A 23,688-nucleotide genomic window follows, 5' to 3' on the forward strand; every position below is an offset into this window, starting at 1 on the left:
ATAACGGAGTTTCAATGACTACAACAAGTGCGTCTGCTGCGCCGTCCCAGCGGATGACCCGGGAGGAACGCAAGGTACTTGCGGGCACCCTGGTTGGTACCACTATCGAGTGGTACGACTTCTTCATCTACGCCCAGGCTGCAGGCTTGGTGCTCGCGTCCCTGTACTTCGCCCCGCTGGGCGAAGGCACCCCACTGGCGCAGGTCGTCTCCTGGGCCACCATCGGCATCAGCTTCCTCTTCCGTCCGCTGGGCGCCATTGTCGCCGGCCACCTGGGCGACAAGCTGGGACGTAAGAAGATGCTGGTCTTCACCCTGATCATGATGGGTGCCGCCACGGCGCTGATCGGCGTGCTGCCGACCTACGCGCAGATCGGCGTTGCTGCTCCGATCCTGCTCCTGGTCCTGCGTATCCTGCAGGGCTTCTCCGCCGGCGGCGAATGGGGCGGCGCTGCGCTGCTCTCCGTTGAGCATGCACCCATCAACAAGCGCGGCTTCTTCGGTGCCTACCCGCAGATCGGCGTGCCGATCGGCATGATCCTGGCAACGTTCGTCATGTTCCTCCTGACAAGCTCGATGAGCGAAGAGGCTTTCCTTGAGTGGGGCTGGCGTGTTCCGTTCCTGCTCTCGGTGGTCCTGATCTTCGTGGGATACTTCATCCGCCGCTCGGTGGACGAAAGCCCGGTCTTCAAGGAAATGCAGGAGCGCAAGAAGGACTCCTCCGCGCCGCTCGGCAAGCTCTTCAAGTACAACTCCCGCGAGGTCATCCTTGCCGCGCTGATCTTCATCGCCAACAACGCCGCCGGTTACCTGGTCATTGCGTTCTTCGCCTCCTACGCCGGCAAGGCGCTGGGCATGGAGCGTCCGTCGGTGCTGCTGGCCACCACGGTTGGCTCCTTCGGCTGGCTCATCTTCACCATGTACGGCGGCATCCTGTCGGACAAGATCGGCCGCGTGCGCACCTTCCAGATCGGCTACGCCTGGGTGTTCCTCTGGGCCATCCCGATGTTCCTGCTGATCGACACCGCAAACGTGTTCCTGTTCGGTCTGTCCATCTTCGTGCTGACCATCGGCCTGGGCCTCTCCTACGGCCCGCAGTCTGCGCTGTACGCCGAGATGTTCCCCGCCAGCATCCGCTACTCCGGCGTTTCCATCGGCTACGCGATCGGCGCCATCCTGGGCGGAGCCTTCGCTCCGATGATCGCCCAGCTCCTGCTGGATGAGACCGGCTGGTCCGGCTCGATCGGCATCTACATCATGGTTCTCTGCGTCATCTCCTTCGGTGCCGTGACCATGGTCAAGGAGACCAAGGGTGCAGACCTGGGCATCGAGGATTCGCACCGCGCTCCGCAGTCCAAGTAAGCCTTTCTCGACCCCCCACAACGAGATGACAGAAACTGCCCGTATCAGGACTGATACGGGCAGTTTCTGTCATTTCGATGAGGGCGGGGGGACGCTACCGGGTGAGGGAGCCGATCTGGTTGCCGGCGCCGTCGTACACCAGCAGCGTGTCCTCGGCCGGGACCGCGGTGGCCGCCGAAGCCAGCCACTGGTCCACGTCGGGGCAGGCCATCATGGTCATGGCCACCTCCTGGAAGCGGACCGTCCCGTCCTCCAAAACCCAGCGGCCCATCAGCCGGTTGCATCCGTCGGTGCCGGTCAGGCGTCCGTCCTCGTGAAGCTCCAGGGACGGCTCGCGCATGTTCTCCGGGTTGCCCCAGACCCCCTCGGGCGCGGAAGGATCAGTATTTGAGGAGGCGGAGGACGACGGCGCGTCCCCGGCGGCCCCCGAATCGTCCGGCGAGGTGCCGGCCGGGCCGGGGTCAGCCCCGCAGGCGGATACGCCGAGCAGCAGGGCCAGGGCCAGGAGCGTAAACCGGGTGCGCATTGAGGGGCCTCCTACAGCCAGTTGTTCCGTTTGAACGCTGCATAAAGCAGGATGCCCAGCACCACCATCAGCGCCAGGGCCATCGGATAGCCCAGCGGCCAGTCGAGCTCCGGCATGTTCTTGAAATTCATACCGTACACGGTGCCCACCAGGGTGGGAGCGAACAGGATTGCGGCCCACGCGGAGATCTTCTTGGTCTGCTCGTTTTGGGCGATGGACGTCTCCGCCAGCCGGTTCGAGGCCAGGGTGGAGCTGAGGGACAGGGCGTTGTCCAGCAGGGAGCGGTAGGCGGTAATCCGGTCGATCAGCCGCAGCACGTGGTCCAGCACATCGCCGAGCCGGTCCTTGAGTTCGGGCGGCACGTCATACTTCTCCGGATTGCGCTGCAGCTCGCCCACCACGGTTTCCAGCGGGCTGATGGCGCGCTGGCAGCCGATGACCTCGCGTGAGAGCTCGTAGATGCGCCGTGAGACTTCGCCGTCTCCGCCGAAGAGCTGGTCTTCGATCTCATCGATGTCGTTTTCGAGTCCGGCGGACACCGGCGCGTATTCGTCCACCACCTGGTCCAGGATGGCGTACAGCACCGCCTGCGGTCCCAGGGACAACAGGTCCTGCTCGCGCTCCATCCGGGTCCGCACCCGCGCCAGGTCCGGGGACTCGGCGTGCCGGACGGTCACCACGAAGTTGGGCCCCACAAACAGGTGCAGCTCGCCGATTTCAACGCGTTCGACGTCGTCAAGGTAGCGGGCGGGGCGCAGCACCACAAAAAGCTGGTCCCCGTACTGCTCCAGCTTGGAGCGCTGGTGCCCGGCGAGGGCGTCCTCCACGATCAGCAGGTTCAGCCCGAATTCCTCGGCGACGGCCAGCAGCTCAATGTCATCCGGACGGTAGAGCCCAATCCAGGCCATGCCGCCCGTCTCCCGGGTGAGATCAAAGGTCTCCTCGAGGGTTTCCGGGCTGTGCAGGCGTTTGCCGTCCACATACACGGCGTTGTCCACCAAAGTCACTGCTGCTCCTCACGCTGCCAAGCCTGCTTACCAGATGAGCCTACGTCGCTGGGCTGGCCGGAGCGGCCATCCCTGCTGAGCCGGCTTCGATAATGTCCCGATTGCGCGGCAGCCACGGCACACCCGCCTGCGGATGCCGGAACGCCAGCGGCAGGCCCCGGGTGCGCTCCCAGTCCATCGAGTCGCAGGCCTGGAGGTGCACATGCGGTTCCGTGCTGTTGCCCGAATTGCCGCATTCGCCCACAAAGGTGCCGGGGCGGACGGTGTCCCCCACGGCGACGGCGGTGGACCCGCGGCGCAGATGGGCCAGCAGGATGTAGGCCCGGTGCTCTCCGGACCCGGTTGCCAGGACGACGTGGTTGCCGGCGATCCCTGCCGCTCCCCGCCGGACCCGTTCGCGCTGGGTGAGGGCGTACCCGGCCAGCGCGAACGGTGAGCGCCGCGCCTCGTGGTCTGGTTCGCCGTCGTGCACTGCCGTGACCGTCCCGGCAGCGGGCGCCAGCACCGGCACGCCGAAGCCGGCGAAATTCTCCGGCGCCTCGGTGCCGAACACTGCCCGGAACGACGGCGGCGCGGAGCGGCCGTGCGCGTCAACCGCCACGAAGTCGATGGCGTAGGCGGTGCCGAACAAGCAGGTTCCGTGGCTCGGCACCCGGTTGGCCGGGCTGTTCTGCACGGTCCAGCGGCCGGCGAAGGGGAAGTCCAGCAGCACGGGGTCCATCCTTCCAGCGTAGGACCGCGTGCTGCCGAGGGGTGGGCGCCCGCTATTTCCAGAACCCGAAACCTCGGCTAGGCTCCCGGCGCATGGAGATCATCGAGTATCGCCCCCGCCCGGACCAGCTGGTTTACACCTTCGGCGGCGCCGAACCGGTTATGCGGATCAAGCCGGGAACCGCCCTGAAACTCTGGTCCGAGGACGCGTTCAACAATGCCTTGACCTCTGTGGAGGACCTGTCCAGCGAGAAGGTCAACCTGAACTTCGTGAACCCGCAGACCGGTCCGTTCTTTGTGGAGGGCGCCGAGCCCGGGGACGCCCTCGCCCTGCACATCGTGGACCTGACGCCGGCGCGCAGCTACGGCGCGTCCGCCACCATCCCGTTCTTCGGCGGGCTCACCAGCACCGACCGCACGGCGTTCCTGCAGGACCCGCTGCCGGACACCACCTGGATTTACCACGTGGACTCCGCCCGCTCCACGGTCGGATACCAGGCCCGGTTCGGCGACTTCGAGGTCGCGCTGCCGCTGGAGCCTATGCTCGGCACCGTGGGTGTGGCCCCGCCCGGCGGCGAAGTGCGCTCTTCACTGGTACCGGAACGCTTCGGCGGCAATATGGACGCGCCGGAGGTCAAAGCCGGCACCACCGTGTACCTCGGCGTGAACCAGCCGGGCGCGCTGTTCTCCATTGGCGACGGCCACTACCGCCAGGGCGAAGGCGAGGCGTGCGGCACCGCCGTCGAAGGTGCCATGCACTCCACCATCCTGGTGGAGCTGATCAAGGGCGGCGCCCCCGCCTGGCCACGGCTGGAGACCGACGGCGAGTGGATGGCCGTGGGATCCTCCCGGCCGATGGAGGATTCCTGGCGGATCGGGCAGGTGGAGATGGTGCGCTGGTTCGGGGAGCTCTTCGGCCTGCACCAGATGGATGCCTACCAGCTGCTCACCCAGACGGCCCAGGCACCGATCGCCAACGCCGTGGACGCCAATTATTCAGTGGTGGTCAAGGCACGGAAATCGCTTTTCCCCAAGGCCGACGCCTACGGCGGCCTGCATGCCGACCTGCGCCGGCGCAGCGCAGACCTTCTCTCAGACTAGGAGCACTCATGGACCTGCAGTTGCGCGGCAAAACGGCACTGGTCACCGGCGGAACCCGCGGAATCGGGCGGGCGATCGTGGAGGCCTTCGCGTCGGAGGGAGCGAACGTTGCGTTCTGCGCGCGGGATGCCGCGGAGATCGCGGAAACCGAGGCAGCCCTTGCTGACAGCGGGGTGAAGGTGGAGGGTGCCGTCCTGGACATGGGCGACGGCGACGGCGTGGCCGCCTGGGTGGACAGCGTCGCTGGCCGCTTCGGTGGACTGGACGCCGTGGTGAGCAACGTCAGCGCGCTGGCCATTCCGGACACTGCTGAAAACTGGGAAGCTAGCCTGCGGATTGACCTGATGAGAACCGTCCAACTGATGCAGGCCGCGATCCCGCACGTGCGCCGCAGCGACTCGCCCTCGCTGGTGGCAATCTCCAGCGTCTCCGGCCGGGAGGTGGACTTCGCCTCCGGCCCGTATGGCACGGTGAAGTCCGCGCTGATCGCGTACATGGCCGGGCTGGCCTTCCAGCTGGCCGACGCGGGGATCCGCGCCAATACCGTCTCGCCCGGCAACACCTATTTCGACGGCGGCGTCTGGCAGGGCATTGAGTCCGGATCTCCGGAGATGTTCACCGAGTCACTCGCGCTGAACCCCACCGGCCGGATGGGCACGCCGCAGGAGGTGGCCGACGTCGTCGTCTTCGTGTCCAGTCCGCGGGCTTCGCGGATGACCGGTGCGAATGTGCTGGTGGACGGCGGCCTGTCCCGCGGGATCCAGTTCTAGCAAACGCCTACAGCCGGCGAATTGAGACGTCCTGCACGTGCGCGGGGGAGTGCTGCCCGACGACGGACCGGACGTGCTCGATTGCGTCCTCCGTGACGCCGTCGTACAGCTCCGCGAACGCTTCCCGGGCGGCACGCCGCGGCCAGTCATCCGCGAGCAGCCCAAGGGGCAGGTCCGGGTCGAAGCGCGGGAAGCCGCGGAACACGTTGACCACTTCCGTCCGGGCCCGCATCGAGTCAACCGGCGAAAGCTCAGCCCGGCGCATCCGTTCCAGCGGGTCCTGGAGGATCGCGGTGAAGGAGGTGTATAGCTCGCGGGCAAGGTCCAGGTCCCAGGCGTCGACCGGGTTGCCGAAGGCCGTTCCGGCCGAGGAGACACGGCCGCGGATCAGGGATGCCGATACCACTCCCAGCTTGTGGCACAGGGCGATGGCCTGCTGTCCGTGGTCCCGGGGCGTGATCCACGCGCCGTCGTACAGCGGAGCGAACCACATCCATGACAGGCCCTTGCGCAGCTGCTGCCGCACGGCCCGCTGGTCCTCGGGGATGGAGAACAGCAGGGTGGTCCAGTCGGGATCGGCGGGGCCGTGGTCGGTCCCGAAGACCCGGATCACGGTGAAGCCTTCCGTGAGCCGGCGCCGGGCCTTGTCCGAGAGTGCGTAGAACGTCCGCCGCCCGTCCTTGACGGTGGTGAGGCGGCCTTCCCGCGAGAGGCGGCTGAGCAGCGTCCGTGTCCCCGAGGGACTGACATCCATGCCGGCCATCAGGTCCACGAGGGCGCCCGAGGGAACCATGGCTCCCTCCTCCAGCCAGTACTCAGCCATGAGCGTGACCAGTACCCGGCGTCCCCGGGGGCCTTCGGCTACGACGGACCGCAGGTCTTCAAGATTGCTCCACACAGCGCTCATAGTGTCATGTTCGCATCATTTATCGCGAACCGTTGACGAACGATCTAAATGTGCCATACATTGCCGATGTGATGAAGATTACATCGGCGCCTTCGAGCCCAGCCCCCACATCTGCCGCCCCGGAGCAGCCGGAGACGGAAACGGCTGTCCACATCCGCGGGCTCACCAAGCACTTCCGCCGGCAGGACGGCTCCACGGTGCCGGCCATCGACGGCGCGGACCTGCGCATCGAAAAGGGCGAGTTCGTGGTGTTGCTCGGTCCCAGCGGTTGCGGCAAGACCACGCTGCTGCGCTCGGTCGCCGGACTTGAGACTCCGGATTCGGGGCAGATCACCGTGGGCGGAACTACGGTGTTTGACGGCGCCGCCGGCATCAATGTGGGTGCGGACCGGCGCGAGCTGAGCATGGTGTTCCAGTCCTACGCTCTCTGGCCGCACATGACCGCGGCGCGGAACGTGCGCTATCCGCTGGAGAACCAGCGCGGATCACGGCGCAACCGCTCCATCATGAACCAGCGCGTCGCGGAAGCCCTTACCGCCGTGGGGATCGGGGACCTGGGCGGCCAGTACCCCAGCCAGCTCAGCGGCGGGCAGCAGCAGCGCGTCGCCCTGGCCCGTGCGCTGGTCAACAACTCCGACGTCGTCCTCTTCGACGAACCGCTGTCCAACGTGGACGCCAAGGTCCGCGAAACCCTCCGCGTGGAGCTGCTGGCCATGCAGCGCAGGTTTGGGTTTACTGCGCTGTTCGTGACGCATGACCAGGCCGAGGCCATGGAGCTGGCCACGCGCATCGCCGTCCTGGACAAGGGGCAGGTGCAGCAGTTCGGCACCCCGGATGAGGTGTACGCCCGCCCGGCCACCGAGTACGTGGCAAAGTTCATCGGCAACACCAATGAGCTGGACGGCACGCGGGCCGACGGCGGTTACAGCACCTCCCTTGGGCTGGTCCGGACGTCCGCCGCGGCCGGGGAGCGGGCAACCCTATTGTTCCGCCCGGAACACGGGCAGCTCTCCGCCGAACGGCCGGACACCGCCAGTGCCCTCCCGGGGCGCGTCGTCGCGGTGCTGTTCATGGGCACGCACACCGAGTTCCTGGTCCAGGCGGGTGAATCCCGCCTGCGCATCTGGGTCAGCGGCCGTTCAACCGATTTCCGGGAGGGGAACGACGTCTGGGTCGGGCTCCGGGAACAGGACGTCATGGTCTTTCCACGCGACGAAGCCGAGCAGCAGGAAGAACGCGTCTGATGAGCATCGACACGACGGTCAAAGACGACCGGTCCCCGGCAGCGGATCCCCGCCCGGCCCCGCCGCAGCCGCGCCGCACCCTGGCCGCCCGGCTGCGCGGCATGAACAGCTTCGACACGGTGTCCCTGCTCCTCGCCGGCGTCCTGGTGGTGCTTGTCTGCTTCCCGCTGGTGCGGGTGGTCATCAACATGTTCTACAAGGACGGCCGCTTCACCCTCGAGGCCATCCAGCGCACCCTCGCCATCGAGGACCTGGGCAAGCTGATCATCGACACCGTGCTGGTGGTCATGGCCAGCTCCCTGCTCGCCGTCGTCATAGGGTTCCTTCTCGCCTGGGCCAATACCCGAACAGACGCCAAGTTCGGTGTCCTCAACGAGGTGTTTCCGTACCTCCCCTTCCTGCTGCCTCCGATCGCGGGCGCCGTGGGCTGGACCATGCTGCTTTCCCCGCAGGCAGGGCTGCTGAACTCCTGGCTGCGGGACCTGCTGGGACTGATCGGAGTCCAGCTCGAATCAGGGCCGTTCGACATCAACTCCTGGTACGGGCTGATCCTCGTCTACACCTTCTATGCCGTGCCGTACGTCTACATGAATGTCTCGGCTGCCATGCAGAGCCTGGATTCAAGCCTCGAAGAAGCATCCAGGATCAGCGGAGCCAGCGCCCTGACCACCCTGCGCCGGGTCACCCTCCCGGCCCTGGCACCTGCCATCGGCGCCGGATTCCTGCTCTGCACGTGGTTCGGGTTCGGCATGTTCTCCATCGCCCAGATCATCGGCACGCCGGCCGGGATCGACATGATCCCGGTGCGGATCGTCCGGCTGCTCACCTTCACGTATCCGCCGGACGAGGACCTGGCGATCGGGCTCTCCGCCATCGTCGTGCTCTTCGTCGGCCTGTCCTACTACGTGCAGTACCGCATCCTGCGTAACTCCCGGTTCGGGAGCATCGGCGGCAAGGCGACGCACCACACCGTGACGAAGCTGGGCATCTGGCGTCCCGTGGTGCGCGGGGCCGTGCTGCTGTACGTCGGCGTCTCCACCGTGCTGCCAATGTTTGCGCTGTTCATCGTGTCCCTCAACGGCTACTGGACCGCGAACATCCAGTGGGATTCACTGAGCCTGGACGCGTTCCGGGTTGCGCTGGTGGATGACCCGAAGACCCGTGAAGCCTTCGCCAACTCCATGACCCTGGGCCTGGTGGGCGGCGTCATCGGCATCACCGTCGCCGCCATGGTCTCCCTCTATATCGCCCAGCACCGCAGCCGCATGACCCTCGGGCTGGACGCCGCGATCAAGCTGCCGGCCTCCATCTCCAACATGGTGATAGCGGTGGGCATCCTGCTTCTGCTGGCGCGCCCGCCGTTCAGCCTCGGCGGCACCTGGCTGATCCTGCTGATCGGCTACCTCGCGCTGTACCTGCCGCAGGCCTCGATCGCCGCGGATGCCGCCGTCGCCACCATCGGCAAGGAACTGGGGGAGGCCTCTGAGGTCTCCGGCGCCCGCAAGTGGAAAACCTTCCGCCGGGTGTTCCTGCCGCTGATGCTCCCGGGACTGGTGGGCGGCTTTGCGCTGCTGTTTGTCCGCATTATCGGTGACCTCACGGCCTCGGCGATCCTTTCCGGCACCAACAACGTGGTGGTCGGGTTCCGGATCCTCGAAGTCTTCAACGGCGGCTCCTATGCCCTGCTCGCCGCGCTCGCCTCCACCCTGGTGCTCGTCACCGCCGTCATCCTCGTCGCCGTGCTTTGGCTCTCCAAACGCATGGGCGTCGCCAGAAGCCGCAGGTAAGTCCGCACGTCCACCCCCGAAAGGAAACCCCAATGAAGAGGCACCTTCCCGTCCTGGCCCTGTTCGCCGCCGCATCCCTTGCGCTTGGCGCCTGCTCCTCCGCAGGCGGAAGCAGCGACGTCGGCGAAGCCACCAACCTCGACGCCGAAACCCAGGCCCTGGTCGACGAAGCCAAGGCAGCCGGCAGCGTCACGCTGTACGGCATGGTTGAAGAGTCCGCGCTGCGCCAGCTCGCTGCTGACTTCAAGGCCGCCTACGGCATCACCGTGGAGCCGCTGCGCCTGGTCTCCAGCGACCTCACCCAGCGCTTCTCCAGCGAAGCGGACAGTGGCAGCAGCCCCGCAGACCTGATCATGCTCACCGACTCGCCGTTCTACGATGAGGCGCTGGAGAAGGAATGGCTCCTCCCGTTCTCCGAGGCGGACATCCCCGGGTCCCTGATCGAGGACTTCCCGGCTGAGCTGTACACGCATGACGGAAACACACCCATCATTTCCATGGTCCCCACCGAAATGGCGTACAACACGGATCTGGTGGCCAGCGCCCCCACCTCCTGGGAGGAATACGCGAAGCCGGAGCACAAGGGCAAGATCCAGATCGCCGAGGTGGATTCCTCGCCGGCGAACATCGCGTTCTGGTCCCTGATGCGAGATGAATACGGGGATGAGTTCCTCGAAGGCATCGCGGCAAACACCCCGGTCCTCTCCGGCGGTGCGGTTCCCGGCACCCAGGCAGTGGCGGCCGGTGAGTCGGCCATCGGGCACCCGGGTGTGCTGGCCGTAGTGAAGTCGCTCCAGTCCAGCGGAGCACCGGTGGAGATCGTCTCCCCGAGCCCCACCACCGGTCCCGAAGTTGGGCTGGGCCTGGTCAAGGGCTCGCCGAATCCGGCCGGCGCCAAGCTCCTGGCGGCGTTCCTGATGGGCAAGGACGGGAACCTGCGGTTCAACGAGGTGGTCTCCCAGATCTCCCCGTACGACGCCGAGGGCATGGAGAGCTTCACCCGGGTCCGGGACATCGACATGGCCGACGCCACCGAACTCAAGACCCTCCTGGGCATGAACTGATATGCAGACCAGCACCACGGACACGCGCCGCAGCGCCCACGACTTCGATGCACAGCTGCCGGAGGGCTTCGACGACGCCCACCGCCGGTTCGCGCTGCTGCGCTCCGAAAACCCGGTGGCCCGGAGCCAGGACTTCGGCGGGTTCTGGGCCATGCTCGGCTACGAGGAACTGACCGAGGTCATCACGGACATCGACAGGTTCACCACGAACAAACAGAACGCCATCCCCAAGTTCGCCTTCACCGGCGTCCGTCCGCCGCTGCACCTGGACCCGCCGCAGCACACCAGCTACCGGCGCGTGATCAACCACTTCTTCACGCCGCCGAAGATGCGGGCGCTGGAGCCGGTGGTGCGCCGGTGCGTCGTCGAACTGCTGGAACCGCTCATCGCGGAGGGGACCGTGGACGTGGCGCGGGCGTACGCCCAGAAGCTGCCCGCCCACGTGTTCGCGGAGTTCTTCAACCTCTCCGTGGAAACCAGCCTGGACATCAAGGCCGTGAGCGGCACCTACGTTGATGCCATCCAGGTACTGGACCATGACACGGTCAAGAGTCTCAGCGGCCGCCTGTATGAAATTGCTCAGGCAATCATCGACGAGCGGAAAGCGGGTTCGTTCGCCGCGGAGGAGGACCTCACGCAGGCGCTGCTGGAGGCAGAGGACGACGGCGGTCCGCTGCCGGACGCCATGGTCCTGGGCTGCGTCCGGCAACTGATCGTCACGGGAATGGTGGCGCCGAGCGTGTTCATAGGCAACATGTTCGTGCACCTCAGCCGGGATCCGGACCTGCAGGAGCATCTGCGGGAGCATCCGGAGGACATTCCGGCGGCTGTGGAGGAGTTCCTGCGCCTCTACAACCCGTACCGCGGGATGGCCCGCACCGCCCGCCGGGACACCGTGGTGGGCGGGCAGCAGATCCTGGCCGATGATCCGATTGCACTGGTCTACACCGCTGCCAACCGCGACCCGCGGGTGTTCGATGATCCGGATTCGTTCCGCCTGAACCGGGAGAACATTTCCCGGCACATCAGCTTCGGCCGGGGAACACATTCCTGCCCGGGCGCACCGCTGGCCAGGATGATGTTCCGCATCACCCTGGAAGAGGCACTCTCCCGCAGCCGCTTCGACCTCACCGGGGACCCCGGGATGGCGAAGTGGGCCGAGTGGGGAACGAACCACGTGCCGCTCGAGTTCATCGCAATGGGAGCCTGATGGATACGATCGGCAGCGGCCGCCTGGCCGGGAGTTTCTCCCTGCCCAGCGACGACCCGGAAGAGGCATTCGCCGCCTACGCCCGGATGCGCCGGGAGAGCCCCGCGGCCTACACCCGGGACCTGGGCGGGTACTGGGCGCTGACCCGGTTTGAGGACGTTCAGGCGGCTGCCGCCGATTCGGAGACCTTCATCTCCAGCGTCAAGGCGGTGGTCCCCAGCGATCCACGGGGCATCCGGCGGCCGCCGCTGAACTTCGATGCCCCACGGCACACCCCGTTTCGGCGGGCCCTCAGCCGCACGCTGTCTCCGGGACGGGTTGCGGCGCTGTCGGAGCGGATCGGGGAGCGTGCCCAGGCGCTCTTCGAGGATTTCGCGGACGGGCCCGACGACGACATCTCCCGCACCTTCGGTACGCTGCTGCCCGCCTATGCGGAGGCGCTCTGGCTCAATCTCGAGGACGAGCGCATCACGTGGCTGGCGCAGACCGCAACGGCGTGGGTAGACGCGTGGCGGCGGCAAGACGGTGCCGCCGTCACCCGTCATAGCGAGGAAATGTACGACGTCGCGCGCTGGCTGGTGGCGGACCGCCGCCGGAACCCGCGGGATCCGCGCCAGGACCCGGCGTCGTCCCTGCTGTCGGAGCGGGTGAACGGACAGGAACTGGACGAGGAACACATCATCGGCGCGCTGCGGCAGTCCCTGGTGGTGGGGATGGTGGCCCCGCCGCTGCTGATCGGTGCGATTGCGCGGCACCTGGCGCTGGACCCGATGCTGCACGGTGGCCTACGCTCCGGTGAGGTGCCGCCGGAGCGGGCACTGGAGGAATTCCTCCGGCTGTACACGCCGTACCGGGGCTTTGCCCGGACGGTCAGCGCTCCCGTGGTTGTGGCTGGCGAAACGCTGCAGCCCGGAGAGCCGGTCACCCTTGTCTACGCTGCGGCGAACCGGGATCCGGAGCGGTTTCCGGACCCGGACCGGTTCGATGCCTTCCGGGAGAACGTGGACGGGCACCTTGGTTTCGGCCGGGGCCGGCACCAGTGCGTCGGCCAGCATCTGGCCCGCGGCATTATTGGCGCAGCCTTGCAGGTCCTGGTCCATAGTGCCGAACGGCTCGAGCTGCTGGGCACCCCGGAGCCGACCCGCATGCCCGAGCTCGGCTACCAGTCGGTCCGGATCCGGGTGCACCGATGAATGGAGGAGCCATGACCGCTGCCGCAACCATGACCGCTGCCGCAACCTTGACACGGCGGGACACCGGACTCGTCTGGGGACTGAAGGAGAGTTTCCTGGCGTACGTTGCCGGCTGTCCGGACGGGTCTGTGGAGCTTTCCCCTGGGACCGGCCAGTTGCCGGATGGCAGCTTCTACTTCTCGCCGGATCCGGATGCACCGGCCCCCGCCCTGCACTTCCGCGGCGGAGTCCGGCTGCGTGCGCACGGCGGGATGCTGGATGTCTGCCTTGCCGATCCTCGGGTGGAAGGGACTGATGGACGGCTACTGCTGACTGCTGAGACCTGGAAGGACGGCGTGTGGCAGCGGATCCCCTTCGCGGATGTGAGCTGGGAGCCGGCTGTTGCCGTATCGGACGGGGCTGGGGGCGGTGCCGGGACGGACGGGGGCGGTTCCGCTGGGGCTGGTGTCGGAGGGGGAGGTTGTGCGGGGGAGGGTGCCGCCGCGGCTGGTGCCGCCGGAGCTGGGACGGGCGGGCGCGAGACCGCCGCGGGAGTTGCCGCCCGGGACGGTGAAGTCCTAACACTGCTGGCCCAGACGCGTCTGCATCCCGAGGCAACCGCACTCTTTGACGACACGTACGCCGCTGGAGAGGTCCTTTCGCTGCTCATGGTTCGTGTACCGCTAGACGTGCCCAGCAGCTGACGCGCGCCAACTGAGGTTCGAAAGCCGGGAACCGATGTGGCCCCCGCAGACCGCTCATCCGGCTGATCATCGGGTTTCTAAGATTTTCCGAGTCCGGGTAGATGAGGCGACCAGGCCCCAGCACGGGTGGCCCGGTCCGTCGCCAGGGAACCGGTTTGTTCCGCGGGATCCATTTCTGAGGGGCTGTTTTTGTCCATGACGTGCACGGCTTCCCAGTCCTCGTGACAGGTGTGGCCTCCTGTGGTCACATTCGGCCACTGGAGTACCGACGACGGGCACCCTTCCCATCCCCTGTGACGGGCGTGGTCTCCTGTGGTCACATCCGGTGACAGGAGTAACGAGGGCTGGGAAACCGTGCCGGGCATGCCGACGTGTTGGACGGATTCGCTCCGCTTTGGGACGGATTCGGCCCCGCAAACCGGAGCAAACGTCACAAACCGGAGCGACGGGCGCCAACCGGAGCAACGTCCCAGATCGGAGCCAGAAATCGGAGCCACAGCCCGGAACAAACGTCACAAACCGGCGCAAATCGGGTGGAGGATCCCCCCCCCGTGCCCGCCGTTCCCACCCGTCGTGACGTCTGTTACCGGGAGTGGTTACAGCGGTAGACACCAACAACGGAGAGTGGGAATCCCGGCAGGTAGGGCCCCCGGCGCCCCCAACCCCAGCCCAACGAAAACGGGAGGAACAGCCAAAGCTGTCCCTCCCGCCGTCGTACGCCGGCTTCCCGGACGCGGTACGCCCGAAACTAGAGCTGCGAACCGACTTTGAAGTCGGTCTCGTCGCCGCGGGTGTAGGAGAAGCCGTCAGCGCCGATGGTCACTTCCATTTCGGAGGAGTCGGTGCGGGCCACAACCTGCTGCGGGTTGCCGTCCAGGTCCAGGACCAGGGAGGCCTCGGTGTACCAGGACGGAACAACGGGGTTGCCCCACCAGTCGCGGCGCTGGTTGTCGTGGACGTCCCAGGTGATGGTGGGGTTGTCCGGGTCGCCGGTGTAGTAGTCCTGCGTGTAGATCTCGATGCGGTGGTCGTCCGGATCCAGGATGTAGAGGTAGAACGCGTTGGAGACGCCGTGGCGTCCGGGGCCGCGTTCAATCCGGTCGGAGATGCGCAGGGCGCCCATCTTGTCGCAGATCTGGATGATGTTGTGCTTCTCGTGCGTGGCGAACGCAACGTGGTGCATGCGGGGGCCGTCGCCGCCGGTGAGGGCGGTGTCATGGACGGTGTCCTTGCGGTGCAGCCAGGCAGCGTACGTGGTGCCCTCGGAGTCCTTGATGTCCTCGGAGACGCGGAAACCCAGGTTCTCCAGGTAGGCACGGCCGCGGGGAACGTCCGGGGTGACCTGGTTGAAGTGGTCCAGGCGCACCAGCTCGCCGGCGGAGTAGAGGTCGTAGCGCTGGGTCAGGCGCTCCACGTGGTCAACGTGGTAGAAGAACTCGTACGGGAAGCCCAGCGGGTCCTCCACGCGGACGGAGTCGCCCACGCCCTTGGTGAAGCCGTTGGCGCGGCGCTCGGTGCGGCAGCCCATTTCCTTGTAGTAGGCCTCGGCAACGTCCACGTCTTCCGGGGTGCGCACGCGGTAGGCGAAGGACGCGACGGCGGCGACGGGTCCTTTGCGCAGCACCAGGTTGTGGTGGATGAACTCCTCGAGGGAGCGCAGGTAGATGGCGTTCTCATCCTCTTCGGTGACGTGCAGGCCCAGGACGTCCACGTAGAACTCACGGGACTTGGCCAGGTCAGTGACCACCAGCTCCATGTAGGCGCAGCGGACAATGTCCGGCGGGTTGATGGACGGCTTGGGAATCGGGTTGGCGTTCATGGTTCTCCTTCGAACAGAGCGGGGGGATTTAGGCGTCGGTCTTGGCGGCGTCGTCGGTGCCGAACTTGGGCGTGTGCACCTTGCCGAGGGTGATGTGCACGGCCTGCTGGTCGGTGTAGAAGTCGATCGAGCGGTAGCCGCCTTCGTGGCCGAGGCCGGAGGCCTTCACACCGCCGAACGGGGTGCGCAGGTCGCGGACGTTGTGGCTGTTCAGCCACACCATGCCAGCCTCGGTGTTCTGCGCGAAGTTGTGCGCGCGGGTCAGGTCCTGGGTCCAGATGTAGGCGGCCAGGCCGTACTTGGTGTTGTTGGCCAGTTCCAGGGCCTCTTCTTCGGTGTCGAACGGGGTGATCGCGACGACGGGGCCGAAGATCTCCTCCTGGAAGATCCGCGCGTCGGGCTTCACGTCCGCGAAGACGGTGGGGGCAATGTAGTTGCCCTCTTCCAGGCCTTCGGGGCGGCCGCCACCGGCCAGCAGTCGGCCTTCGGTCTTGCCGATCTCGACGTAGGATGCCACCTTCTTGTAGTGCTCGGGGTGCACCAGGGCGCCCACCTGGGTCTTCGGGTCATGGGGATCGCCGACGACGATGGTCTTTGCGCGGGCGGCATACCGTTCGCAGAACTCGTCATAGACCGGGCGCTCCACCAGGATGCGGGAGCCGGCGGTGCAGCGCTCGCCGTTGAGGGAGAAGACGCCGAACAGCGCGGAGTCCAGGGCGGCGTCGAGGTCCGCGTCCGCGAAGACCACGCACGGGCTCTTGCCGCCGAGCTCCATGGACAGGCCCTTCAGGTTCTCTGCCGCGTTGCGGAAGATGGTCTGGCCGGTGGTGGTCTCACCGGTGAAGGAGATCAGCGGAACCTGCGGGTGCTTCACCAGCGCATCGCCAGCTTCCTCGCCCAGGCCGTTGACCAGGTTGAACACACCGGCCGGAACGCCGGCTTCGGTGAAGATGTCCGCCCACAGGGAGGCGGAGAGCGGGGTGAACTCGGCAGGCTTGAGCACCACGGTGTTGCCGGTGGCCAGGGCCGGGGCGAGCTTCCAGGACTCGAGCATGAACGGGGTGTTCCACGGGGTGATCAGGCCGGCGACGCCGATCGGCTTGCGGTTCACGTAGTTGATCTGGGAGCCCGGGACCTTCATCGCGTCGTCGAACTGGGCGACGATCAGGTCCGCGAAGAAGCGGAAGTTCTCGGCCGCGCGCAGGGCCTGGCCCTTGGCCTGGGTGATCGGCAGGCCGGTGTCGAAGGTTTCCATCTCCGCCAGGCGTTCTTCCTGGGCCTCGACGGCGTCGGCAATCTTGTTGAGGATGCGGGCACGCTCACGCGGCTTCATCTTCGGCCACGGGCCATTCACGAAGGCTTCGCGGGCGGCAGCGACGGCGGCGTCGATGTCTTCCTTCTGGCCCGCGGCGGCGGTGGCGTAGTTCTGGTTGGTTACCGGATCCAGCACGTCGAAAGTGGCGCCGTTGATGGAGTCCACGAATTCGCCGTTGATGAAGTGCTGGATGTGGGTCGGAAGGTTCTCCGGGATGTAGTGCTCAGCCATGGGGCGTCTCCTTTGATGCGGGGTCTGGGGTTACGGGGTGGAGCTTGCGGGGGTGTGCTTGAGGTAGGCCTCGAGGGTGGCGATCCGGTGGGCGCGCGCCGCGGCCTCGATGGTGCCGGCGTCGGCCTTTGCCTCGATCAGTTCGAGCAGGCGCCCGTGCTCGGCCACCGAGTCCTGGGCGCGGCCGGGAACGTAGCTGAAGGTGGAGGAGCGCAGGGCGCCGAGCCGGTTCCAGCCGCGGTGGACCAGGTCAAGGATGTGCGGGTTGGGGCAGTTGGTGAACAGGGCGGAGTGGAAGTCCCGGTTCAGGGCGGTGAAGCGGACCGGGTCGAAGTGCTCCAGGCATTCGCGCATTTCGGCGTTGATGGCCTTGGCCTGAGCCAGGTCCTCTGCCGTGACGAGCGGTGCGGAGAGCGCCGTCGCGTACCCTTCCACCAGGCTCAGGGTCTGCATGGTGTAGAGGTATTCGGTGGGGTCGATGCCGGTGACGGTGGCGCCGACGTTCCGCTCGAACCGGACCAGCCCTTCGGCCTCCAGCCGGCGGATCGCCTCCCGGACCGGGACGGCGGAGCAGCCCAGGTCCGCGGCGATCCGGCCGAGCACCAGGCGGTACCCGGGTCCGTATTCACCGGAGGCGATCTTCGACTGGACGGTCTGGTAGGCCTGTTCGGCCTTGCTGACTGTCCCAGCGTTGGGGACGCTGCTCACGCCTGTTCCGCCGCCCAGGCCTCGTACTTTTCCTTCCACGCCGCGTTCATCGGGTAGAGGCCATCGACGCCGTGGCCGGCCTTGACCATCTCGGCGATGAACTCTTCCTGGTGTTCCTGCTTAATGCAGGCTTCCACCAGTTCCTCGGCGATGGCCGGCGGGATGACCAGGATGCCGTCGTCATCGGCCACGATGATGTCACCGGGCTGGACGGTGGAGCCGCCGCAGGCGATGGTGATGTCCGTGTCCCAGGGGATGTGCCGGCGGCCGAGCACCGCGGGATGCGGGTTGGCGCAGTAGACGGGCAGGTCGAAGCTGGCGACGGTGGAGTAGTCGCGGACGCCGCCGTCGGTGATGATGGCTGCGGCGCCGTTGTGCATCGCGCGCAGGGCGAGGATGTCGCCCAGGGTTCCGGTGCCCTTTTCGCCGCGGGCTTCCATGACCAGGACTTCGCCTTCGCGGACGGAGTCGATGGCGCGTTTCTGCGCGTTGTAGCCGCCGCCGTGGGTCTTGAAGAGGTCTTCGCGGTTGGGGACGTAGCGCAGGGTGCGGGCGGTGCCGACCACCTTGCGGCCGGTCTTGGTGCCGGTGAGGCCGTCGATGGAGACGTTGTTCAGGCCGCGGGCGCGCATCTGCGAGCTCAGCGTGGCGGTGGCGACGGATTCGAGCTTGGCCTTCAGCTCCGGGGTGAGGGCCGACGCCGGTTCCTCCGCGGGCGCGAGGCCCGCCTTCTCGGCGGAGCCCCAGGCTTCCTCGCGCTGCTTGTCATCGATCTTGGGCTGCGCGCCGAAGGGAGCCAGCGGCGTCGTGCCTTCGGTGACGGCGGTGGTCAGGCGGCCGGTCGTCTGTCCTGTGGAGGGGGAGTCCACTTCAATTTCGACGACGTCGCCCGGGACGGCCACGGAGGCGCCGGCGGGGGTGCCGGTGAGGATCATGTCCCCGGGTTCGAGGGTGAGCAGCTGGGAGAGGTCGGCGACCAGCTGCGCGAAGGGGAAGAGGAGGTCTTCGGTGGTGTCGTCCTGGGCGAGTTCGCCGTTGACCCAGGTACGCACGCGCAGGGCTGCGGGGTCCACGGACGCGGCGTCGAGGATGGCCGGGCCCACGGGGGTGAAGCCGTCGCCGCCCTTGGAGCGGAGGTTGGAGCCCTTGTCTGCCCAGCGGAGGTCGTACACGCCGAGGTCGTTGCTGGCGGTGACTCCGCCGACGTAGCTCCAGGCGTCTTCGATGCTCACGCGGCGGGCGGTTTTGCCGATGATCAGGGCGATTTCGCCTTCGAAGCCGAGCAGTTCGCAGCCTGCCGGGCGCTCAATTGTGCCGCCGGTGAGGGCGAGGGAGGAGCTGGGCTTGAGGAAGTAGGAGGGCTGCTCCGGGGTGCGTCCGCGTTCTGCTGCCCGGCTGGGGTAGTTGATGTGGACGGCGATGACCTTGCCGGCCTGTGCCAGTGTCTCCGGTGTGGCGGTGCTGCTCGTGGACATCTCACTCCTGGATCAAGTACGAAATCGTATATGATCCAGTCTGCCTTGTGGGGTGGGTCACGTCAAGGGGGGGATGAGGGCAACCGTTGGCCCTCTTTTTGCCTGCCCCAGCTCCGCTGTGAACTTTAATAAGCGCCGATTGTCACCATAAAGGGAAGAACGAGTGTACAGCCGAAGCGACCCCCAAGCCCTCAATTGCTGCAGACCATCCAATAACGTGCAACCTTTTCTCCAAGTTGCGACACCACTGAATGCACAGAAAAACCATCGCTATAACGACGAGCCCTGCTATGATCTGAGTTGCCATCGACCCAAATATCAAGGTTAGTGTCAGGCAGGATGCGGCACCTGCACACAATGCAATGCTTATAAGAGTTCGTTTGTGCCGCAACCTTTGTTGTCTCATTCTGAGATCGGTTGCATCTTTTTCGGCGCGGAGGGCGGCTAATTCGATTTCAAGTCTCTGCGATTCATCCACCTTCTGATTGAGCTTTCTATGTGCCTCCAATTCACGATCTTTAGCCTCCGTTGCATCAACATATGCTCTGGCTATCCGCTCATCACGTTTTCTGCGATCAATGTTGTTAAGGGCATTAAATCTTCTGGTTCGTTCAGCTAATACATCTGAAGCTAACTGCGTAGGTGATGCGTCTGATGCGATTTTGTCAAGCATTTCGGGGAGTGGGTAAAGTGCTTGGGCTTGATGAAGGTCTAGATTTGATCCCCCTTGTTCAGGAGATAGTTGTGCAGCTAGCTGGATCGCAAACTCAGGGGGATACCGTGCCGGTAGCTGCCAAATCGCTTCGTCGACGAATTGGCCAGCGGCCACAGTGGCCAGTTGTACCAATTCATCTGGGCGGGCACTGATTGCTATGATGGTAGTCCACTGAGCCAAGGATAAAGTGAGGGAAACCCTGTCGTTGGATACCTTGGAATAGGCCGGGCTCATAGCCTGATCCGTCGTAATGATCCATGCACCTGGCCAGTGCTGGGATGTCTCACGGCGTCTCCGCCGCCATGCCATCGTCATGGTTTCGGCGTCGCGTTCGATGACTTTTTGGGAGCGGGTTCTATGCGAATGTTCAAGATACTCGCAGAGTGCTTCATGGCACTTTTGGCGGTGTTCCGCAGAGACCTCGTTTCCGTGTGTGCGGACCTGGACTCCCATGTCTTCCAGTCGGCTTACCAAAGAATTTGCCGCAGCAGTCACTTCTGTTAGTGACTTATAGGTACCTTCTCGAAGTGCGCTAATAATGATTCCGTGTAGTTGGTCGTCCACTAGCGAGGCATAAAACTCCATGCGTGCATTTCGGTTATGGGCTTCTCGATAGAGACTCTCCAGATTTGGAATCTCTCGCTCCAGCAACTCGAGTAGTTCATCTATGGAGTGCTTTGCAACTACGACGCTCCAACCATCCTTTACTGCGCGACGGATGGTCATCTCGGTGCCACTCTGGTCTCGGGCGGGGCCTAGCAGGCCGATAAGGACCGGAGTATCCAGAATTGCCCGTTGCCTCACAGCCTCGCCCAGAATGCCTGCGAGTTGTCGTCCCGAAATCCCAGCCATGTATGAGTGCAAGACACAGCCGGTAGCTATGTGCTTTACGAGGTCCAAGCCAAATGGGTCCAAAGGGTCCAGGGCGCTAACGGCGAAGGATTGAAGAAGCTGCACAATTTCTGTTCTGTTACTTGCTTTTTCCAAAGAGCGAAGGACGAGTTCGGTTTTGTTCGCGCTCGGACTTATCCTGCCTTCGACTAGGCTCCTCGCGGATCCTAAGCGCTCCTGCAGAGTGTCCTCAATAGCAGGTACCAATGCGGAGACCAGCGCATCAAGCCAGAGGTTCGCCTCGATGGTGTCCGGTTCTATCCCTAGGCCTTCTCGTGCCCTCACCCGCATCTCGGACGTAGTTCTTTCGCGTAGGGCTTTAACCCAAACGTCGTTTTGTTGTAGGTCAGCTAAACCTTTTGCGGTGAGAATCCACTCTTGTTTCTCCTCGTCTAGCGTAGCTAGCCCTAACTCTCTAGCTACGTTCATGGCATTCACGAAGGCATCCCGCGTGGCATGCGAGCGGGGCCAGGTTCGAGACACCTCGCCCTGTATCTCAAGAAGAGAACGCGGCCCCTCCTTCAACGATTGGCAGGCTGCTGCCACAATGAGATCGACTTCAGTAGTGGCCGATTTCCGTTGCAGTACGTTCTGTACGGCGTTCAGGAAGCCGACCCTTTCAGGTTCTATCGCGTCAACTTCAAGCATATTTTTGGCCCCCCAGATCGTTGAAGATCAATAAGTCTATGGGATGGAGCCCTGAGTCGGTACAGATGATAAAGGACGTGTCTAGGGGTGGAAGTCTGCCCAATCCAACAGGGGGATGTTCCTGTAACCAGGACGTTGGTGACTGCATGCAGCTTAATCCCTTTATGTGGTAGGTGAGAACTCAACCAGCTGTTCTTGGCGGTGCACTTCTTCGCGTGGTGCCCGGTGAATGTCCCCAGGGGCTGGTAACTTCGAAGCGACCCGTGGCAGACGGCTCACGGCAAAAGGGACGAGGAAAAATGAGCAACGACTATTCAACAGCTTGGGATGCACTGACCGATGCTATCGGCGCAGCAAAAGGGCGTAGCTCAGGATCCATCAGTGATCAGGAGCACCTTAGCGTAGATCAGCGTCTCAAAGTGGCCGAGGTAGCGGCCTTGCTTTCCATCGCCCAAGAGATATCTGCGCTCAATCCCCAAAACACCTCGACTAACGACGGCGAGGGCAATCAGGTCAACGGCTGGGGGATCATAACGAAGAAGGCAAAACAGAAATCAGGCAAGATGAATCAGTTCTGAAGGAAGAGTCCCCGAAACGTACCCGTCCGACTGAAGCAATAGTCGACATGGTTGGGATCACTCGAGGCAACCAGTCGTCTTAGAGGTGAGCGCGCAAGATCCGTGGGGACCAAGGCACGGACAGGAACGTTCAAGGTGCATGCCACGCCGAGCAAGGTGGCAAACAGGCCGCGCGTTTTCGTCTCACTGCACTTGATGTTTCCCCGGATGTGAGTACACCACCACCAGAACACACACCGCTGAAAACCCAGCCTGCGCCAGCAGCAGCACTCCAGGCACATACCCCAGGAAGAGCCCGAGCAGAAGCGGAACCATCGCCAGCAGCGTCGTGTCGAAACCGCGGACCATTGACCCGGCCTGCGCGCTGGGCATCGGACCGAACGGGGTGTCGATGGGAGGAGCCGTCCAGTCAGGCTGGACCCGGTAGGCGCCTCGCACAGCCGACGCACCAAACCCGACACCAGCCAGTGCACCCAGAGCAATCAATGACGGATCGCCGGCGCCGAGCAGCACCAGTACCGCACACAACACCGCAGCCCAGAGCGCCAAAGCAACGGCAGGCAGCGCCATCCGGCTCAGCTTCACGACGGACACCGACAGCGGCAGCAGCATGTCCAGGCCCGGCATGATTGCCGTCCGCCGGGCCACCGCACCCAGCGCCGGAACCGCCGCAAACACAGCCACAGCGATCATCCCCAGCTGCACCAGCGGAGGCTGGGCACCGCCGGCCAGCAACACAACCACGAGCACCGCCAGCACCAGCACCGGACGCACCCACAGGCCGCGGGTCCGCAGGAACGCCGCGGTATCCGCACGCAGCAGAGCACCAAACGGAGTGCGCCCGCCCCGCGCATACCAGCGCGCCGCACGAGGGGAGGCAACGCCGTCGGGCTCTGCCGAAAGCGCCCTGCCGATCTCATTGAGATCCATCAGGTACACCGCGGCGCCGGTGTGCCCGGACACCGCGCCGCCGCGGATCAGCTCCCGGCCCGGGATCCGATCCAGCCGGGAGAATACGAGCAGGCCGAGGGCAACGGTGACACCCAGGCCTCCGACCGCCAGCGCCCATGACCCCGCGGCGACCCGCACCGTGACCAGACTCAGTAGCACCAGCACCAACAGGCCGGGAAGCATGCCGCGGCGCCGCTCAGCCGCCGCCTGCAGAGCCGGCCGGGCCTGCTGCAAACCCGCAAGCAGCACGGCACAAACCGCACCCGCCCCAAACGTCGCAGCCGCCAGGACCTGACCCCGAACACTGGTCTCCAGGTCCATCACAAACCCGAATGGCAGATACAGCAGGGACGTGCCCGCCCACACCTGCAGCAGGTGCCGGACCAGCCGTCCCGCCACCATCGGCCGCCGCTCCAGCGGCAGCCCCAGCCACCAGTACCCTTCGGGTCCGCTGACCGCCGCGGGGCCCAGCTTCCGGGCGATCACCATCACCGCAGCCAGGGCCGCGAACACCAGCACAGCCGCTGCCGCGCCGTCGGGCAGGGAGAACGACGGCGGCGCCACCAGGGTGCGCCCGGAACCGACGTTCCATGCCTGGGCGACCTGCTCGCGCAGGGCCAGGACGAGCCCCACGGCCAGCGCACCGATGGTTCCCAGCGCCAGCACAGCGGTGTAGACGTCGACGAAGACATCCCGGAACCGGGTCCGGCCGCGGGAAAACGCCCGCGAGGCCTGCCGGGTGTAACGGACCGGGTCGAACGGGGGAGGTGCCTGGACGGTGTCGGCGGTCATA

The 23,688-nt window shown here is 65.4% G+C and carries 20 protein-coding genes; 10 read left to right on the plus strand and 10 right to left on the minus strand.

Going from position 1 to position 23,688, the window contains the following annotated elements:
* The first annotated feature begins 14 nt into the window (after window positions 1-14).
* On the plus strand, window positions 15-1,361 hold the full coding sequence (locus tag ACSLGO_RS10735; RefSeq protein ID WP_091601120.1) for an MFS transporter: 1,347 nt from the start codon (window positions 15-17) through the stop codon (window positions 1,359-1,361).
* A gap of 94 nt (window positions 1,362-1,455) precedes the next feature.
* Here the strand turns inward: ACSLGO_RS10735 and ACSLGO_RS10740 are convergent, their stop codons facing one another.
* The 3 genes from ACSLGO_RS10740 to ACSLGO_RS10750 are packed head-to-tail and all read right to left on the minus strand — an operon-like array spanning window position 1,456 to window position 3,615.
* Window positions 1,456-1,887: an META domain-containing protein gene (locus tag ACSLGO_RS10740; RefSeq protein ID WP_091601123.1), complete on the minus strand. Its 432-nt coding sequence runs from the start codon at window positions 1,885-1,887 to the stop codon at window positions 1,456-1,458.
* Window positions 1,888-1,898: 11 nt separating this feature from the next.
* Window positions 1,899-2,894 (minus strand): magnesium/cobalt transporter CorA, encoded by a 996-nt coding sequence (corA, locus tag ACSLGO_RS10745; protein ID WP_386917253.1) that lies wholly within the window; start codon window positions 2,892-2,894, stop codon window positions 1,899-1,901.
* Window positions 2,895-2,934: 40 nt separating this feature from the next.
* Window positions 2,935-3,615: a M23 family metallopeptidase gene (locus ACSLGO_RS10750; protein WP_419242326.1), complete on the minus strand. Its 681-nt coding sequence runs from the start codon at window positions 3,613-3,615 to the stop codon at window positions 2,935-2,937.
* Between the two features lie 83 nt (window positions 3,616-3,698).
* Between ACSLGO_RS10750 and ACSLGO_RS10755 the strand changes: the two genes are divergently transcribed.
* Window positions 3,699-4,706 (plus strand): acetamidase/formamidase family protein, encoded by a 1,008-nt coding sequence (locus tag ACSLGO_RS10755; RefSeq protein ID WP_419242327.1) that lies wholly within the window; start codon window positions 3,699-3,701, stop codon window positions 4,704-4,706.
* Between the two features lie 8 nt (window positions 4,707-4,714).
* Window positions 4,715-5,476, plus strand: coding sequence for an SDR family NAD(P)-dependent oxidoreductase (locus tag ACSLGO_RS10760; RefSeq protein ID WP_436401081.1), 762 nt, complete (start codon window positions 4,715-4,717; stop codon window positions 5,474-5,476).
* Window positions 5,477-5,483: 7 nt separating this feature from the next.
* On the opposite strand, the gene ACSLGO_RS10765 is transcribed toward ACSLGO_RS10760, so the two are convergent.
* Window positions 5,484-6,383, minus strand: a complete 900-nt coding sequence (locus tag ACSLGO_RS10765; RefSeq protein WP_436401082.1) for a PaaX family transcriptional regulator — start codon at window positions 6,381-6,383, stop codon at window positions 5,484-5,486.
* A 71-nt stretch (window positions 6,384-6,454) separates the two neighbouring features.
* Between ACSLGO_RS10765 and ACSLGO_RS10770 the strand changes: the two genes are divergently transcribed.
* The 6 genes from ACSLGO_RS10770 to ACSLGO_RS10795 are packed head-to-tail and all read left to right on the plus strand — an operon-like array spanning window position 6,455 to window position 13,564.
* The gene (locus ACSLGO_RS10770; RefSeq protein WP_436401161.1) at window positions 6,455-7,627 is read left to right on the plus strand and encodes an ABC transporter ATP-binding protein; all 1,173 of its coding nucleotides are present in this window, start codon (window positions 6,455-6,457) and stop codon (window positions 7,625-7,627) included.
* Window positions 7,627-9,414 carry an ABC transporter permease gene (locus tag ACSLGO_RS10775; RefSeq protein WP_263127822.1) on the plus strand — a complete coding sequence of 596 codons (1,788 nt, stop codon included), beginning with the start codon at window positions 7,627-7,629 and terminating at the stop codon, window positions 9,412-9,414. Before ACSLGO_RS10770 ends, ACSLGO_RS10775 begins: the two co-directional genes overlap by 1 nt.
* 32 nt (window positions 9,415-9,446) lie before the next feature.
* Window positions 9,447-10,478 carry an ABC transporter substrate-binding protein gene (locus tag ACSLGO_RS10780; RefSeq protein ID WP_263127821.1) on the plus strand — a complete coding sequence of 344 codons (1,032 nt, stop codon included), beginning with the start codon at window positions 9,447-9,449 and terminating at the stop codon, window positions 10,476-10,478.
* A 1-nt stretch (window position 10,479) separates the two neighbouring features.
* On the plus strand, window positions 10,480-11,688 hold the full coding sequence (locus ACSLGO_RS10785; protein WP_263127820.1) for a cytochrome P450: 1,209 nt from the start codon (window positions 10,480-10,482) through the stop codon (window positions 11,686-11,688).
* Window positions 11,688-12,881, plus strand: coding sequence for a cytochrome P450 (locus tag ACSLGO_RS10790; protein WP_436401083.1), 1,194 nt, complete (start codon window positions 11,688-11,690; stop codon window positions 12,879-12,881). Before ACSLGO_RS10785 ends, ACSLGO_RS10790 begins: the two co-directional genes overlap by 1 nt.
* An 11-nt stretch (window positions 12,882-12,892) precedes the next feature.
* The gene (locus ACSLGO_RS10795; RefSeq protein ID WP_436401084.1) at window positions 12,893-13,564 is read left to right on the plus strand and encodes an HtaA domain-containing protein; all 672 of its coding nucleotides are present in this window, start codon (window positions 12,893-12,895) and stop codon (window positions 13,562-13,564) included.
* A gap of 748 nt (window positions 13,565-14,312) precedes the next feature.
* Here the strand turns inward: ACSLGO_RS10795 and hpaD are convergent.
* From hpaD to ACSLGO_RS10820, 5 genes are all read right to left on the minus strand, one after another.
* A complete protein-coding gene (gene hpaD / locus ACSLGO_RS10800; RefSeq protein ID WP_419242332.1) occupies window positions 14,313-15,383 on the minus strand; it encodes a 3,4-dihydroxyphenylacetate 2,3-dioxygenase in 1,071 nt (356 codons plus the stop codon).
* Between the two features lie 28 nt (window positions 15,384-15,411).
* Window positions 15,412-16,929: a 5-carboxymethyl-2-hydroxymuconate semialdehyde dehydrogenase gene (gene hpaE / locus ACSLGO_RS10805; RefSeq protein ID WP_386917247.1), complete on the minus strand. Its 1,518-nt coding sequence runs from the start codon at window positions 16,927-16,929 to the stop codon at window positions 15,412-15,414.
* Between the two features lie 30 nt (window positions 16,930-16,959).
* A complete protein-coding gene (locus ACSLGO_RS10810) occupies window positions 16,960-17,637 on the minus strand; it encodes a GntR family transcriptional regulator (protein ID WP_436401085.1) in 678 nt (225 codons plus the stop codon).
* Entirely contained in the window at window positions 17,634-19,112 is a 1,479-nt protein-coding gene (locus ACSLGO_RS10815) for a fumarylacetoacetate hydrolase family protein (protein WP_436401086.1), read from the minus strand. The genes ACSLGO_RS10810 and ACSLGO_RS10815 overlap by 4 nt, the downstream gene beginning before the upstream one ends.
* A 142-nt stretch (window positions 19,113-19,254) precedes the next feature.
* On the minus strand, window positions 19,255-21,366 hold the full coding sequence (locus tag ACSLGO_RS10820) for a hypothetical protein (RefSeq protein ID WP_436401087.1): 2,112 nt from the start codon (window positions 21,364-21,366) through the stop codon (window positions 19,255-19,257).
* A 299-nt stretch (window positions 21,367-21,665) separates the two neighbouring features.
* Here ACSLGO_RS10820 and ACSLGO_RS10825 point away from each other — a divergent pair, with 299 nt between their 5' ends.
* Entirely contained in the window at window positions 21,666-21,944 is a 279-nt protein-coding gene (locus ACSLGO_RS10825) for a hypothetical protein (RefSeq protein WP_436401088.1), read from the plus strand.
* A 183-nt stretch (window positions 21,945-22,127) separates the two neighbouring features.
* Here the strand turns inward: ACSLGO_RS10825 and ACSLGO_RS10830 are convergent, their stop codons facing one another.
* The gene (locus tag ACSLGO_RS10830) at window positions 22,128-23,687 is read right to left on the minus strand and encodes a DUF6297 family protein (RefSeq protein WP_436401089.1); all 1,560 of its coding nucleotides are present in this window, start codon (window positions 23,685-23,687) and stop codon (window positions 22,128-22,130) included.
* Between the last annotated feature and the right edge of the window lies 1 nt (window position 23,688).

The organism is Arthrobacter sp. IK3, from assembly GCF_051337705.1.
In the GTDB taxonomy this organism is placed as follows: Bacteria; Actinomycetota; Actinomycetes; order Actinomycetales; family Micrococcaceae; genus Arthrobacter_B; species Arthrobacter_B koreensis.